This is a genomic window from Pseudomonas sp. EZ-C24 (assembly GCF_014525325.1).
Classification (GTDB): Bacteria; Pseudomonadota; Gammaproteobacteria; order Pseudomonadales; family Pseudomonadaceae; genus Aquipseudomonas; species Aquipseudomonas shirazensis.
Genome location: NZ_JACDIU010000030.1, coordinates 153166 through 167241 on the forward strand (window position 1 = coordinate 153166; position 14076 = coordinate 167241).

The 14076-nt window shown below is 63.8% G+C and carries 11 protein-coding genes; 5 read left to right on the plus strand and 6 right to left on the minus strand.

The window, feature by feature from the left end:
- Positions 1–8 precede the first annotated feature (8 nt).
- Complete coding sequence (locus IDM28_RS21100; protein ID WP_086976920.1) at positions 9–956, minus strand: GlxA family transcriptional regulator; 948 nt, start codon at positions 954–956, stop codon at positions 9–11.
- Positions 957–1101: 145 nt separating this feature from the next.
- On the opposite strand from IDM28_RS21100, the gene choX reads away from it, so the two are divergent.
- The 5 genes from choX (at position 1102) to IDM28_RS21125 (ending at position 4994) form a co-directional block, all read left to right on the plus strand.
- A complete protein-coding gene (gene choX, locus IDM28_RS21105; protein WP_188036808.1) occupies positions 1102–2046 on the plus strand; it encodes a choline ABC transporter substrate-binding protein in 945 nt (314 codons plus the stop codon).
- A gap of 80 nt (positions 2047–2126) precedes the next feature.
- Complete coding sequence (locus tag IDM28_RS21110; protein WP_101322485.1) at positions 2127–3011, plus strand: 3-keto-5-aminohexanoate cleavage protein; 885 nt, start codon at positions 2127–2129, stop codon at positions 3009–3011.
- 18 nt (positions 3012–3029) lie between these two features.
- Positions 3030–3995 carry an L-carnitine dehydrogenase gene (locus IDM28_RS21115; RefSeq protein ID WP_101322486.1) on the plus strand — a complete coding sequence of 322 codons (966 nt, stop codon included), beginning with the start codon at positions 3030–3032 and terminating at the stop codon, positions 3993–3995.
- Between the two features lie 10 nt (positions 3996–4005).
- Complete coding sequence (locus tag IDM28_RS21120; RefSeq protein ID WP_188036809.1) at positions 4006–4497, plus strand: thioesterase family protein; 492 nt, start codon at positions 4006–4008, stop codon at positions 4495–4497.
- Positions 4498–4736: 239 nt separating this feature from the next.
- The gene (locus IDM28_RS21125; protein ID WP_101322488.1) at positions 4737–4994 is read left to right on the plus strand and encodes a hypothetical protein; all 258 of its coding nucleotides are present in this window, start codon (positions 4737–4739) and stop codon (positions 4992–4994) included.
- Between the two features lie 6 nt (positions 4995–5000).
- On the opposite strand, the gene IDM28_RS21130 is transcribed toward IDM28_RS21125, so the two are convergent.
- From IDM28_RS21130 to IDM28_RS21150, 5 genes are all read right to left on the minus strand, one after another.
- A complete protein-coding gene (locus IDM28_RS21130) occupies positions 5001–6668 on the minus strand; it encodes an ABC transporter ATP-binding protein/permease (protein ID WP_188036810.1) in 1668 nt (555 codons plus the stop codon).
- Positions 6665–9448, minus strand: coding sequence for a M16 family metallopeptidase (locus IDM28_RS21135; RefSeq protein WP_188036811.1), 2784 nt, complete (start codon positions 9446–9448; stop codon positions 6665–6667). Before IDM28_RS21135 ends, IDM28_RS21130 begins: the two co-directional genes overlap by 4 nt.
- A gap of 29 nt (positions 9449–9477) precedes the next feature.
- Positions 9478–12318: a TonB-dependent receptor gene (locus tag IDM28_RS21140; RefSeq protein WP_262500179.1), complete on the minus strand. Its 2841-nt coding sequence runs from the start codon at positions 12316–12318 to the stop codon at positions 9478–9480.
- Positions 12319–12484: 166 nt separating this feature from the next.
- The gene (locus tag IDM28_RS21145) at positions 12485–13462 is read right to left on the minus strand and encodes a FecR family protein (protein WP_188036812.1); all 978 of its coding nucleotides are present in this window, start codon (positions 13460–13462) and stop codon (positions 12485–12487) included.
- Positions 13463–13562: 100 nt separating this feature from the next.
- On the minus strand, positions 13563–14063 hold the full coding sequence (locus tag IDM28_RS21150; RefSeq protein ID WP_181089912.1) for a sigma-70 family RNA polymerase sigma factor: 501 nt from the start codon (positions 14061–14063) through the stop codon (positions 13563–13565).
- Positions 14064–14076: the final 13 nt, after the last annotated feature.

A 14076-nucleotide genomic window follows, 5' to 3' on the forward strand; every position in this document is an offset into this window, starting at 1 on the left:
CGCCGCCTTCATGACGCCGCACTGGTGTGGCGGTCGGCCCGCGGGCAGCGCTCGAAGCGCGCCCGGTAACAGCGGGTAAAGTATGACGCCGAGTCAAAGCCGCAGGCGATGCTGACCTGCAGCACGCTCATGTCGGTCTGGCGTAGCAACTGGCGCGCCTTGTCCAGCCGCAGGCGCAGATAGAAGCCGCTCGGCGTGTCGTTCAGGTGCAGCCGGAACAACCGCTCCAACTGGCGCCGGGTGACCTGGATCAGGTCGGCCAGCACCTGGGTATGCAACGGCTCCTCGGTATTGCGCTCCATCTCGCCGATCACCTTGACCAGCTTCTTGTTGCTCAGCCCGTAGCGCGCGGCAATCTGCATGCGCTGGTGGTCCTGACGTGGGCGGATGCGGCCGAGCACGAATTGCTCCGAGACCTGTACCGCCAACTCGCTGCCATGGGCCTGGGCGATCAGATCGAGCATCAGGTCGATCGAGGCCGTACCACCGGCACAGGTGATCCGCCGCCGGTCGATCTCGAACAACTCCTGCGTGGCCTGCAAGCGTGGGTAGCGCTCCTTGAACGCCTCCAGCGCTTCCCAGTGCAAAGTCGCCCGGTAGCCTTCGAGCAAGCCGGCTTCAGCCAGCAGCATCGCGCCGGTATCGATCCCGCCGAGGATCACTCCTTCATGCTCGAGCCGGCGCAGTGCCTGCTGCAAACCCAGGCTGTAGTGCGCCAGCGGGTCAAAGCCGGCCACCACCAACAGCATCTGCGGCGCCGCCTCCCCCGCCAATGCAGCATCGGCATTGACCGACATGCCATTGCTCGCCTGCACCGCGCCGCCGTCCAGGCTGAGCACACGCCAGCGATATAACGTCCCGCGAAAGCGGTTGGCCACCCGCAACGGCTCCAGGGCACTGATAAAGCCCATCGCGGAAAAACCCGGCAACAGCAGAAAGTGAATGGTAACGGCCATCGAGGGCTCCCGCACAAGGTAGTCGCCAGGGTGCAAATGTTGGTCGCCAGCGTGCGACTTTTGCCTGGGCTTGCCGGGTAGCTTAGTCACACGGCCCGCAGAGGTCGCCCACCATAACAACATGCACTGCCGATGGAGAGCCACCATGCACAGCTTGATCCGCCGCAGCCTGTTACCCCTTGTGTTGAGTACCAGCTTTGCCCTGCCAGCAGTTGCTGGCGAACCTGCGGTGTGCCAGAAGGTCCGCCTCGGCGTAGTCAACTGGACCGACGTCATCGCCACCAGCGCCATGGCTCAGGTATTGCTCGATGGCCTGGGTTACCAGACCAAACAGACCAGTGCCTCGCAACAGATCATCTTTGCCGGCATCCGCGACAAGCGCCTGGACATGTTCCTCGGTTACTGGAACCCGATCATGAACCAGACCATCACCCCGTTCGTCGAGGCCAAGCAGGTCAAGGTGCTCGCTGAGCCGAGCCTGAACGATGCCCGCGCTACCCTGGCGGTGCCCAAGTACCTGGCCGATCAGGGCCTGCAAAGCTTTGCCGACATCCACAAGTTCGAGAAGCAGCTGGGCGGCAAGATCTACGGCATAGAGCCCGGCTCAGGTGCCAATACCCAGATCAAGGCAATGATCGCCAAGAACCAGTTCGGCTTGGGCAAGTTCCAGCTGGTCGAGTCCAGCGAGGCCGGCATGCTCGCGGCGGTTGACCGCGCGGTACGGCGCAAGGAAGCGGTGGTGTTCTTCGGTTGGACCCCACACCCGATGAACGTCAACATCGACATGGTCTACCTGGGCGCCAGTGAAGACGCCCTCGGCCCCGACGAAGGCCGCGCCACAGTGTGGACGGTGACCGCGCCTGACTATGCCGAGCGCTGCCCCAACGCCAGCCGGCTGCTGGCCAACCTGACCTTCAGCGCCGAGACCGAGAGCCGCATGATGCAGCCGCTGCTCGATCACAAGGACGCGCTGGAATCAGCCCGCAAATGGCTGCAGGAGCACCCCGAAGACAAAGCCCGCTGGCTTGAAGGGGTGACCACCTTCGACGGCAAGCCGGCTGCCGACAACCTCAAGCTCAGCGCCAACTGATTCGGCTTTTCCGCCCACTGACCGGTTCAACCGGTCGGTGCGGGAGCCCTGCACCCGTATTTTGACCAGGAACCCCCAGCATGAACCACGACGTCATCATTACCTGCGCCCTCACCGGCGCTGGCGACACGGTCGCCAAGAGCCACCTGGTGCCGATAACCCCGGCGCAGATCGCCGCCGCCGCGGTCGAGGCCGCCAAGGCCGGCGCCACGGTCGTCCACTGCCATGTCCGCGACCCGCAGACCGGCCGTTTCAGCCGCGATGTCGAGCTGTACCGCGAAGTCATGCAGCGCATCCGCGAGGCCGACGTCGACATCATCGTCAACCTCACCGCCGGCATGGGTGGCGACCTGGAAATCGGCCCGGGCGAGTCGCCGATGGACTTCGGCCCTGGCACCGACCTGATCGGCCCGCTGGAGCGGCTGGCGCACATCGAGGCGCTGCTGCCGGAAATCTGCACGCTGGACTGCGGCACGCTCAACTTCGGCGATGGCAACGCCATCTACGTGTCGACCCCGGCGCAACTGCGCGCGGGCGCCAAACGGATCACCGAGCTGGGGGTCAAGGCCGAGCTGGAAATCTTCGACACCGGCCACCTGTGGTTCGCCAAGCAGATGATCAAGGAAGGCCTCCTCGATGACCCGCTGTTCCAGCTGTGCCTGGGCATCCCCTGGGGCGCGCCAGCCGACACCGGCACCATGAAGGCAATGGTCGACAACCTGCCGCAGGGTGCGACCTGGGCTGGCTTCGGCATTGGCCGCATGCAGATGCCGATGGCCGCGCAAGCCGTGCTGCTCGGCGGCAACGTGCGGGTCGGCCTGGAAGACAACCTGTACCTGGACAAAGGCGTGCTGGCCAGCAACGGCCAACTGGTCGAGCGTGCAGTGGAGATCCTCAGCCGGCTTGGTGCACGCGTGCTCACGCCGGCTGAAGGTCGGGCAAAAATGAACCTCAAGCGCCGGTAATTGCCTCAGGAGTCGAACATGCCTTTCATTACCGATATCAAGATTTTTGCCGCGCTTGGCAGTGGCGTCATCGGCAGCGGCTGGGTCGCCCGCGCCCTCGCCCACGGCCTTGATGTAATCGCCTGGGACCCAGCCCCCGGTGCCGAGCAAGCCCTGCGCCAACGGGTTGCCAATGCCTGGCCCGCGCTTGAGAAGCAAGGCCTTGCCGCAGGTGCCGCGCAACAGCGGCTGCGCTTTGTCGACAGCATCGAAGACTGCGTGCGCAACGCCGACTTCATCCAGGAAAGCGCACCCGAGCGACTGGAGCTCAAGCTTGATCTGCATGCGCGCATCAGCGCTGCCGCCAAGCCCGCTGCAATCATCGCCTCGAGCACCTCAGGGCTGCTGCCGAGTGAATTCTACGAGTCGGCCAGCCACCCGGAACGCTGCGTGGTCGGCCACCCGTTCAACCCGGTCTATCTGCTGCCGCTGGTCGAAATCGTTGGCGGCCGCAATACCGCTGCCGAGGCCATCGAAGCCGCCAAGGTCATCTACACCGCGCTCGGCATGCGCCCGCTGCACGTGCGCAAGGAAGTCCCCGGTTTTATCGCCGACCGCTTGCTTGAAGCGCTCTGGCGCGAGGCCTTGCACCTGGTCAACGACGGCGTCGCCACCACCGGCGAGATTGACGATGCGATCCGCTTTGGCGCCGGCCTGCGCTGGTCGTTCATGGGCACCTTCCTCACCTACACCCTGGCGGGTGGCGACGCTGGCATGCGCCACTTCATGGCCCAGTTCGGCCCGGCGCTGAAGCTGCCCTGGACCTACCTACCCGCGCCGGAGCTCAGCGAACAGTTGATCGAAGACGTGGTTGCCGGCACCTCGGAGCAACTCGGCGAGCGCAGTATCGCGGCCCTTGAACGCTATCGTGACGACACCCTGCTGGCCGTGCTGGAAGCGGTGAAAACCAGCAAAGCCCAGCACGGCATGAGCTTTGCGGACTGAGGAGCAGATGATGCCTGCACAGATTACCTACCGCACCCCAGTCCAGGTGGACTGGGTCGACTACAACGGCCACCTGCGCGATGCCTATTACCTGTTGATCTTCAGCTACGCCACCGATGCGCTGATGGAGCAGATCGGCCTGGACGCCGACGCGCGTGGGCACAGCGGCCATTCGCTGTTTACCCTCGAGGCGCATATCAACTACCTGCACGAGGTCAAACTGGGCAGCGAGGTGTGGGTGCAAACCCACATCCTCGGCTTTGACAGCAAACGCCTGCACCTTTACCACAGCCTGCACCGGGCAGACCTCGAACAAGCACTGGCGGCCAGCGAGCAGATGCTCTTGCACGTGGACCTGGCCGGGCCGAGTGCGGCGCCGTTCAGCGACTACAGCCGGTCGCAACTGCAGGCCATGGTTGCGGCTCAAGCGCCATTGCCAGCAGATACATGGATCGGTCGTACCTTGCAGCTACCGGGCAAAAAAAACCCCGACAAGCCGTGAGCTGTCGGGGCGGGAGAGTGAGCGATATTCACTGTGACGAGTCAGGGTGACCAAACCCCACGTTGCGGTGAATGACCCCAGTGTGCGGGCCCATTGGTTGATCGAGTTAGCCATGAGCGACCTGTTCATAGCCAAAGCAGCCATGTCGGCATTCTGTTGTTGCGGGCATGTCGCGGTCGTCACAGAATCGGTCGTAAATCACAGCAGCACTCTCTTGGCGATAAGAAGGGACAACAACCATGATGCATGCGGATTTGATTGATCAAGACGACCTGCTGGGGCAAATGCGCGCTCGCGGCTTTGATATTCCCGCCGGCGCCAGCGCCGAGCAAGCCTGCGAAGTGGTCGTGCGCGGGCTGACCGAACCCAACGCACGTGCACTCAAGGGCATGGTCGAGCAGATGTACACCGGCAGCGCGACGATCCTCCCGGCAGTGCGCCAGGCCATCGAAAAACAGCTGCTGCCGGCGTTGGCGCAGTTCAACAAGCGCGCCTGATTCGGCTCATGCGGGCTGGGGCTGGGGCTCCAGCTCCAGCGTGCGCTCGAACAATTCGCCGAGGCCGACCTGGTGGGTCACCCCTACCACGGTACACTGCGGCAACTCGCGACGGAGCATTCGCAACAGGCCATAGGCGGCGTTGAAGTCGAGCTGGCTGGTGGCTTCGTCCAGGTACAGCGTGTCGGGTTGGTACAGCAACGCCCGCGCCAGGCTCAGGCGCTGTTGTTCACCGCCACTGAGCACCCGCTCCCACTCTGCTTCGTCACCCAGGCGGCTGACCAGCTCGCTCAAACCGACCTTGACCAGTGCGTCGATCAACAGCACATCGTCGAAACGCTGCAACTGCGGATACGCCAGCAGTTCATCCAGGCGCATCTGCGGCAGATACGGCTTTTGCGGCAGCAGCAGGCTGCGCCCGGGCGGCAACTGCCAATTACCCCGGCAGTACGGCCACAAGCCTTGCAGGGTGCGCAGCAGGGTCGACTTGCCCAATCCGCTGCGACCGGCCAGGCGCAGCCACTGGCCCGGGCCCACCCGCAGATCGAGATTGCTCAGCAGCGCACTGCCATCTGGGCGGCACAGGGTCAGCCCTTGCGCGCACAGGCAACTGCCCTGCGGCGCGCTGACTACCTGCTGCCGGCTGGCTTCGATGGCCCGCTCGAACTGATCCAGCCGCTCCAGCGCCGCGCTCCAGCGCACCAGCTTGTTGTACAGCTTGATGAACCAGCTCAACGAATCGTGCACGGCGCTGAATGCGCTGCGGATCTGCATCAAGCCACCCAGGGTGATGGCCTTGCTCATGAACGCCGGCATGGCCGCGAACACCGGAATGATCAGGCTCAAGCGCTGGTAGGCAACGGTAAACAAGCTCAGGTCACGCTCACGGCCGATCAACTGCCGCCAGTTGCTCGCAATCGCCTGAAAACGCCGGGCCAGTTGCTCGCGCTCGACCCCTTCGCCGCGGTACAGGGCGATCTGCTCGGCATGGTCGCGCTTGCGCAGCAAACTCGCGCGAAAGTCCGCCTCACGGTGCTCGCGTTCGTAGTTCAGCGCGTGCAGCGGCTTGCCGATCAGGTGCGTGAGGACACTACCGGTCAGGGTGTAGATGACCACGATCCACAGTAAATAGCCGTGCACGGTAACGGTCGCGCCGAACAGGCTGAAGGTCTGCACCCCGGACAGGTTCCACAGGATCAGCGCAAAGGCGCCAACCTGGGCCAGGTTGATCACCAGTGACGCCACCAATTCGATGCTCAGCCCCACCATCAGGTCGACGTCCTGGGCGATACGTTGGTCAGGGTTGTCCGGCTCGCCGCTCAGGCCCAGCCGATAGAAGGCGTGATCGGCCAGCCAGGCATCGGTCAGGCGTGCAGTCATAGCCTGGCGCCAGCGCAGTTCAAGACGTTTGCGGATGTAATCGAGGCCGACGATGATCAGTACGTAAGCGCCCAGGTACAGCGCGTACTGGCCCACCAGCCCATACAAGGCAGCGGTATCGAACGCCGCCAGGGTGTCGTAGAAAGTCTTGCTCCAGCTGTTGATCAGCACATTGATCTGCACCACCAGCAAGCCCAGGCCGATCACTGCCGCCAGCATCAACCAGCCTTGCCACTGGCCGCGATCATGCCAAAAGGGCCGGCTCAGACGAACGAATCTGCGCAGCGTATTCACAGCGCCTGCTCCAGCGCAGTCACCGACGGCAGCAAGCGCAATTGCACCTGATTATCCTGCGGGAACAACAGCCGCGCCTGCTGCTGCAGGGCCGGCAAGCTTAGCGCTGCCGGCAACTGCGCCTGGCTGCGCAGGTAGCGTGGGTCTTGCCAGTGACGTTCGCTGAGGATCAAGCGCTTGAACTGAGTCTGCGGGTCGTCGCGGCGCTTGGCTTCCTGGCGGGACAGTTCGCTTCGTTGCACGGCGACCCACTGTGCATCCACATCCAGTTCGGCCAGGGTCTGCTGCGCCAGCGCCCACAGCTCATCGACCCGGGCCGGGTCGCAGGTGAAGTTCAAGCGGCTCTCGATGCGCTGGGTCTGTGGGTTCAGTTCGCTGTCGAACTGCAAGCGGTAGATCCCCGAGGCTTCCCCGCGCAGGCGCTGCTTGAGGCGCTGGTTGGCCAGATCGCGCAGGGTGGCCACGCGCATGGCCGCTTCAGGGCTCCAGGCCTGCGGCTGATAACTGCTGGCCTCGAGCACGGCCCTGGGCTCCAGCGCGATGGCCAGGTCATGCCGACGCTGGCCGGGTTGCTGCATAACCGGCTTGCTCGGCAAGACGGACGTGCGCGGCACGCTGGCGAGCTGCTCGCGCACCAGCGGCTCCAGTTGGGCAGGGTCAATGTCGGCCATCAGGTAATAGGTGACTGGCGCACCCGCCAAGCGCTGCCAATCAGCACGCAGTTGCTCGCTGGTCAACGCTTGCAGCGTGGCAGGCGTTGGCGACTGCCAGGCATCGGCGCCGAACTTGAGCCGGCGCTGCTGGCTGTCCTGCTGGCTGCGCACATCATCCGGGCGGCTGTTGCTGCGTGCCAGCAGATCAGCGCGTGCCTCGCTGAACAGCGCCGGGTCGATATTCGCCTGCTGGCTCAGGCGATAGCTCTGAAACAGGCTTGGCAGCTGCTCGGGCGCTGCGCTGAGGTTCATCTGCAGGCGCTGCGGTGAGTGCTCCAGGCTGATGGTGGCGCGCTGCTGTTTGCGCCACTCGGTCAACGCCTGGCTTGCGCCTGCCGGCGGGGCACTGGCCAGCGCCAGTTGCGCCGCCATCTGCAAGCGCCAGGCCGGCGCACCGTCGATGTTGTAGCCCGCCGATGATTCCGCTTGCAGCAACCACTTGCCGTCCGGGCCATTGCGGCGCAGCCAGACCAGCCGATCACCGTTGCTCAACTGCCAGTGCTCGACCTGCTCTTGAGCAAAAGCCTTGCGCGCAACGATGGTGCCGGCCGCGCCGGGTGCAGGCAGCTCGAAGCGAGGCGTTGCAGCGACCTTGGGCGCTTCGCTGACGGGTGCCGACAGGCGTGTCTGGGCAATGCTTGCCTGCAGCGCTTCGACTTGCGCGACCGTTGGCAGGCGCAACAGGCTGGCCTCTGGCGCGCTGATCTGCAGCACCCGGTCACGGCTGGCGAGCCAGCGCTGCAGGCGCTGCTCAAGGTCGCTGCGATCGATCTGCTCAAGCACTTCAAGATAACGCCCGGCGGTGGCCTGACGATCAGTCACCCGCCCCTCAGGGGCAGTAGCGTTGCTCAATTGCTCGACCCACTGTTCGAAGCTGCGCGGTTTGGTATTGGCCACCGTCTTCTCACCGAGGCCGCGAATATGCGCCTGCTCGCGTTGGAAATCGGCCTCGCTGAACCCATGCTGGCGCAGCCGCTCGATCTCGCTGAGCAACTGGCGTAGCGCCTGATCGTGAGCCTGGCCCTCGACACCGGCGGCGATACCCAGCACGGTCGACTGACTGCCAATCAGGGTCTTCTGCGCAATCAGACTACGCACGCCCGGTTGCAGCGGTTGGCGGCGCAGGCTGTCGAGCAGCACGGCCAGGGTCATGCGGTCGATCAGCCGCTCACGCAAGGCATTGCGGCTGCTGCCGCGGCTGTCCGGCTCATGCAGGCGCAGCAGCAGCGAGACTTGATTGCTGCCCGACTGCGGGTCGTGCAGGTGGAAGACCTTGAGACTGTTGTCCAGCGGCAGGTCGCGATAGGCCCGCGCCGGGCTGCCAGTGCCAGCGGCCTTGCCGAAGGCCTGCTCGATCTGCGCCAACATCGCCGCCGGTTCAAAGTCACCGACCGCCGAGATGACCATGTTGCCAGGCTGGTACCACTTCGCCTGGTACGCCTGCAGGCTGCCCAGGCTGGCACTGCGGATCGCCGCTTCATTGCCGATGGTGCGGTGTTCGGGGTAGCGCGAGCCGACCCGCTGCGACGCCGTGCGTTGCTGGTTCATGCGCTGGGCCACGCCAAGGCCGCCGCGCCATTCTTCGATGACGATCGGCCGCTCGCGCTCAAGGTCCGCCGCCGTGTAGTCAGCCGCAAAAACCATGTCTGCAAGTACCTGCAAGGCCTGCGGCGCCTGCTTCACGCCAGCCGGCGGGCTGAGCATGTACTGGGTGCGTTCATAGTTGGTCATGGCATTGAAGTGCCTGCCCTGCACCCAGCCCAGCTCGGTCATGCGCTCGCGCACGTTGCTGTTCTGCCCGGCGCGGCTGTGGAACAGCAAGTGCTCGACCATGTGCGCGACGCCAACCTGGTCTTCAGCTTCGTCGATGGAGCCGGCGTTCACCGCCAGACGCAAATCGAGCCGGCCGGGCTGGCTGGTCTCGCGCACCAGCCGGTATTGCAGGCCGTTGGCCAGGGTGCCCTGGCTGACTGCCGTGTCCCACGGCAGCGGTGTATCGGCGTCAGGCAGCGCTGCGCAGGCGCCGAGCAGCAGCGGGCCAAGCAGGCCGGCAATGAGCTTTTTCATCAGGGTGTCCACGGTTTTTTATAGGAGGATCAGAAGCGGTAGCCGACTTCCAGCCAGTACTGGCGGCCGACTTCGTAGCTGACCAGGCTGACCGACTCGCGGCTGGCGATCTTGTTGACCCGGTCAGTGACGTTGGTCACGTCGACATTGACGAACATCGCCTGGTCCTTGCCGGTCGGGATCTCCCAGGCCACACGCATGTCCCAGGTTGGCGCGCCGGGGGTGGCTACGGTTTCGTAACGCTTGAGCACCTCACCGTTGACCTCGGCATCCGGGCTGACCCCGACTACCTGGTCGTACGGGCCGCGGTAGCGGAAGAAGTTGCTTACCGACAGGTTCCACTGAGGGATGTCGGTGATGGTGGTCAGGCGCCCGGTCCACGGCCGATTGAAGTCGCTGGCCGGTAGTTCGTGGTAAGCGATGCGCTTGCCGTCGAGCACTACGTCTTCGTTGTCCAGCTGGTCGCCGTCCAGGCCTGCTTCGTAGGTGGCGCCATAAGCATTTTTGGAACGCGACCAGTCCAGTGACAATTGCACACTGGTGCTGGTGCCATGGAAACGCAGCGGCTGCATCGGCGTGACCGTCAGGCTGAGGTTTTCACTCTCGCTGGTGCCCGCATTGAGGTAGGTGTAGTAATCCTTGCTGTAGCCTTCGGGGATGTCCTTGGCGTCGAGGTAATAATACGGACGAGTCCGGTAGATCTGCCCCTTGCCGGTACGGTTGACGTACTTGAGCTGGAACTCGGTGTTGAACCAGCGTTGATTTAGACCCAGCATCCACTCATCGTCGTAGGGGATGTCCATCGTCGAGAACTTGCTCAGGTTCGGGTTGCGGCTGGCCAGGGTCCAGTCGTCAGACTGGGCAGTGCGGGTATAACGATTGGTAAAACCCTGGCGCCCATCGGCAAGTCGGTACTTGAACAGGTTGCGACCGTAGTAACGGTTGGCGCCGAACACCAGCACTGTGCTGCGATCACCGAAGAAGTCGTAGTCGCCGGCAAAGCGCGGCGCCAGGCTTTTCTTCTCCATGTAGTCATCACCCTCATAGCGCAGGCCCGGGCGCAGGGTGAGGTTGCCGTAGCCGATTTCATCCTGAATGAACAAAGCGTACTTCTTCTGCGCCATGTCGATTTTGCCGGCACCGTAGTTCATCATCGCCGAGCCCCATTGGCGATTCTGACCAGTAAGCAGCAACCCGTTGGAGCACCATGGGTCGCTGCCGCCGCAGGCACCGTTGTCGCGTTTGAGGGTGGTGATAGACAACGCCGAGTCTTCCCGCTCCCAAGTGGCTTGCTGGTAGCCAAGTTCAAGGCCTGTGGTCAGGCTGTGGGTACTGCTGCCCAGGTTGAAGGTCTGCCAGTCGGCCTTGAGCTTGTAGTCGAGGCTGCGCTGGGTCTGGTAGATATCACCAAAACCACCCTCCGAGCTGCGCGCATTGTTCAGGCCCGGGTTACCCCAGTCCTTGCTATCGGACCAGTACCACTTGATCTCCTGATCGCGATCAGACTCGCGCGACGCATACAGATCGCTCATGGCCAGTTGCTGAGTCCAGCGCGCGTTGTCGCCCTCATAGATGGCCTTGAACGAGCCCTGCCAGCCGCCATTGATATTGGTGTAGCCGGAGTCCCGGTAGTCTTCCCGGTAGTAGGTGTTTTCCTGTGGCGCGTAGACGATCGAGGTGTCCAGGGTCAGGCGGTCGTTGACCGTCCAGTAGGTCTTGAGCAGGAAGTTGTCGAGCTGGCGGGTCTGCTCCTGGTCGTTGTCGCTGGTGGGGCTGCTGTAGCCGTTGGCGTAGCCGCGCAGGGGCAGGTACGAGCGCTTCTGCGAGAAGTTCAGCAACGCGCCGAAGTTGTCGGTGAGGTGGCCCTCGAGGGTGCCGCGCAATGTCGTCTTGGTGAACTCCGGCTGGTTTTTCTCGTTCGACGAGGTCTCGAAGTTCTCTTTGTTTTCCCGGGTGATGTGGTAGCTGGTCCACTCCGAACGGGTCATGGCGTAGGAAATCTTGCCGTGCAGATCCTGGCTCGGGCGGCGGGTGATGGCATCGACCACACCGCCATTGAAGCCGCCAAACTCGACCGGCACGTTGCTGTCGTAGACCTTCACTTCTTCAAGCAGGTCGGCGTCCAGCGCGATGCCGTGGGAGCGGCTCGGCGCCGAGTCGAACTGGCGGGTTTCGTTGTAACCGTGGGCACCGGGGTCAAGGTCATTGTTGATCGAGATGCCATCGATCATGAAGTTGTTCTGATAGAACCTGGCGCCGTTGATGCTGATGTCGGCCGGGTCGATTTCGCCGGGCGTGTTCGAGCTTTTCTGGTCGGTGCTGAACTGCACGTTGGGGTGCATCTGCAGCAGCGTGGTGATGTCGCCGTTGGCCCCGGGGAAGGCTTTGATCGCCTTGCGGTCGATGACCGTGGCGCCCATGTAGCTGTTTTCTTCGGTATCGCCGAGAACTACCGTGTTATGCAGCTCCAGCGCGCCGTCGGCGGCGCTTTGCAGGCGACGAAAGACCAGCGCGCCGTACTCGTAGTCCCAGGCCAGGCCGCTGCCCTGGAGCAAGCGCGACAGGGCGATTTCGCTGCTGAACTGGCCGCTGATGGCGCTCGATTGCAGGCCGTCGAGCAGGTCTGGGTCGACCGTCACCTGCAGGTTGCTCTGCTGGCCGAAGTTGATCAGCGCGATAGCGAGGTTCTGCGCGGGGATGTCGAACATGTGCACCTGGCTCAACAGCGTGCGCTCGGCGGCCTCTTCGGCATGCGCTGGCAGCGCGCCAAACAAGCAGCACAACCCAAGCATGCCGCTGCCTGCGACGTTCTTCAGGCGCAACGACCAACCCCGCGCTGGGCGCGACCTACGGCTTGTTACTACAGTCATCCCACGTCCCCGCCCCGAACACAGTCCGGGTAGCAAATAGAATACGAATCGATCTCAGTTATTGCGCGCGGGGTAGAAGACGGGGTGGTTCGGGGATTTTTCAGAAAATTTTGAAATATTTTTTCTGGGAATGGCTTCAGGGCTTTCGCTCAGCCCCGACCAGGCCTCAAGGCCGGCTGACGACAAGCAACCAGGGACCAAAATTTTCGACCTTGCCGCCATGTGGCCGCAACACGGCGTTCAGCGCCGCCTGGGGTTTGCGCAGGTCATACACGCCGGTCACGCGTTTGCTGCCAAGGCTCTGGTCACGCAACAGCACCTTGCCTGGCAGGTAACGCTCAAGCTCGCCGATCAGCTCGGCTATCGAGACGTCATCGGCAATCAACTGGCCCTTGCGCCAGGCGGCCGCCTGCGACGGCTGGAACGTGCGGACCTGGACCAACCCGTCGATATAGCGCAGGCGCTCCCCCGCCGTCAGCGCGCTGGACAACACCCGCGCCTGGCTGGCATCAGCGACGCGCACGGAGCCGTGCTCGACCTCGACGTCCACCTGCTGCGGGCGCAGCTCAACATTGAAAGCAGTGCCGGTAACCGTCACCTGCACAGCGTCGGCGCGGACATGAAACGGCCTGGTAGCGTCCGGGATGACTTTGAAGAAGGCCTGCCCGGCGAGCAGACGCACATCGCGTTGAGTGCCGGCGTACTGGACGGCGATGGCGCTGTCGCTGTCCATCTGCACCACACTGCCATCTGCCAGGGTAATGTCGCGGGTCTCGCCCTGGCCGGTGCGGTAGTCGGCCTGCATGCGCAAGCTGAGCGAAGGCGCCAGCGCCACCAGCAAGCAGGCAGCTACAGCCGCGCCGAGCCAGCGCCGTCGGCGCCGCGTTGGCCGAGCCGCTGGCGGCAGCGAAACGGGATTGCTGGTTACCGGCAGCGGCCACTGGGCAGCGCTGGTCGGCGTCAGTTGAGCGGTCAGGCGCCAGACCCGCTCGGCCTTGCCATAGGCCTCGGCATTGGCCACATCGCTGGCGCACCACTGCGCAAGCTCAGCCCGCAGCTGAATGTCGTCGGGCGCCTGCTGCACACGCAGGAGCCAGTCCAGCGCCTGGTCACGACGGCTGGAAGCGGGGTCTGCTGACGTCATGTGCGGCCAGTCTCCTGTGGATTAGCGGGCGCGAAGGGTCGCATAGAGTCGGCCCGTTGAGCAAAAGACGCGGCAGCGCGTGGTTTTTTCACAGATGCTTTCAAAGATCGCCCTCCAGCCGCTCCAGACAATGGCGCAGGGCATCGTGCACTAGTTGATGGACGAGGCTGACCGAGACGTTCAGGTGATTGGCCACCTGCTGCAAGGTGAAGCCGCCGAGGCGATGCATCTCGAACGCCAGACGCGTGCGCTCGGGCAGCTCTTCCAGCGCGCGGCTGATGGCTGCCAGCTCATTCTGTTGGCTGACGGATTGCTCCGGGGAGGCGCTACTCGAGGGTATATCGGCAAGCAGCTCATCGCCGCCGGGCTGGGCCTTTTCGGTGGCATTGCGGCGGGTTTGATCGAGCGCCAGGTTGCGCACGATGCGGTACAGGTAACTGGCTGGATGGCGGATGTCGGCGCTGTCGTCCTGGCGGCTGAAACGCAACCAGGCCTCCTGCACAACATCCTCGGCGCGGGCGCGACAACCTACGATCGGCGCGGCGTAATCAAGCAACGCCGCCCGGTGGCTCAGGTACAGCTGCAGTTTGTCGTCCGCCACGGGGTGGTATGCC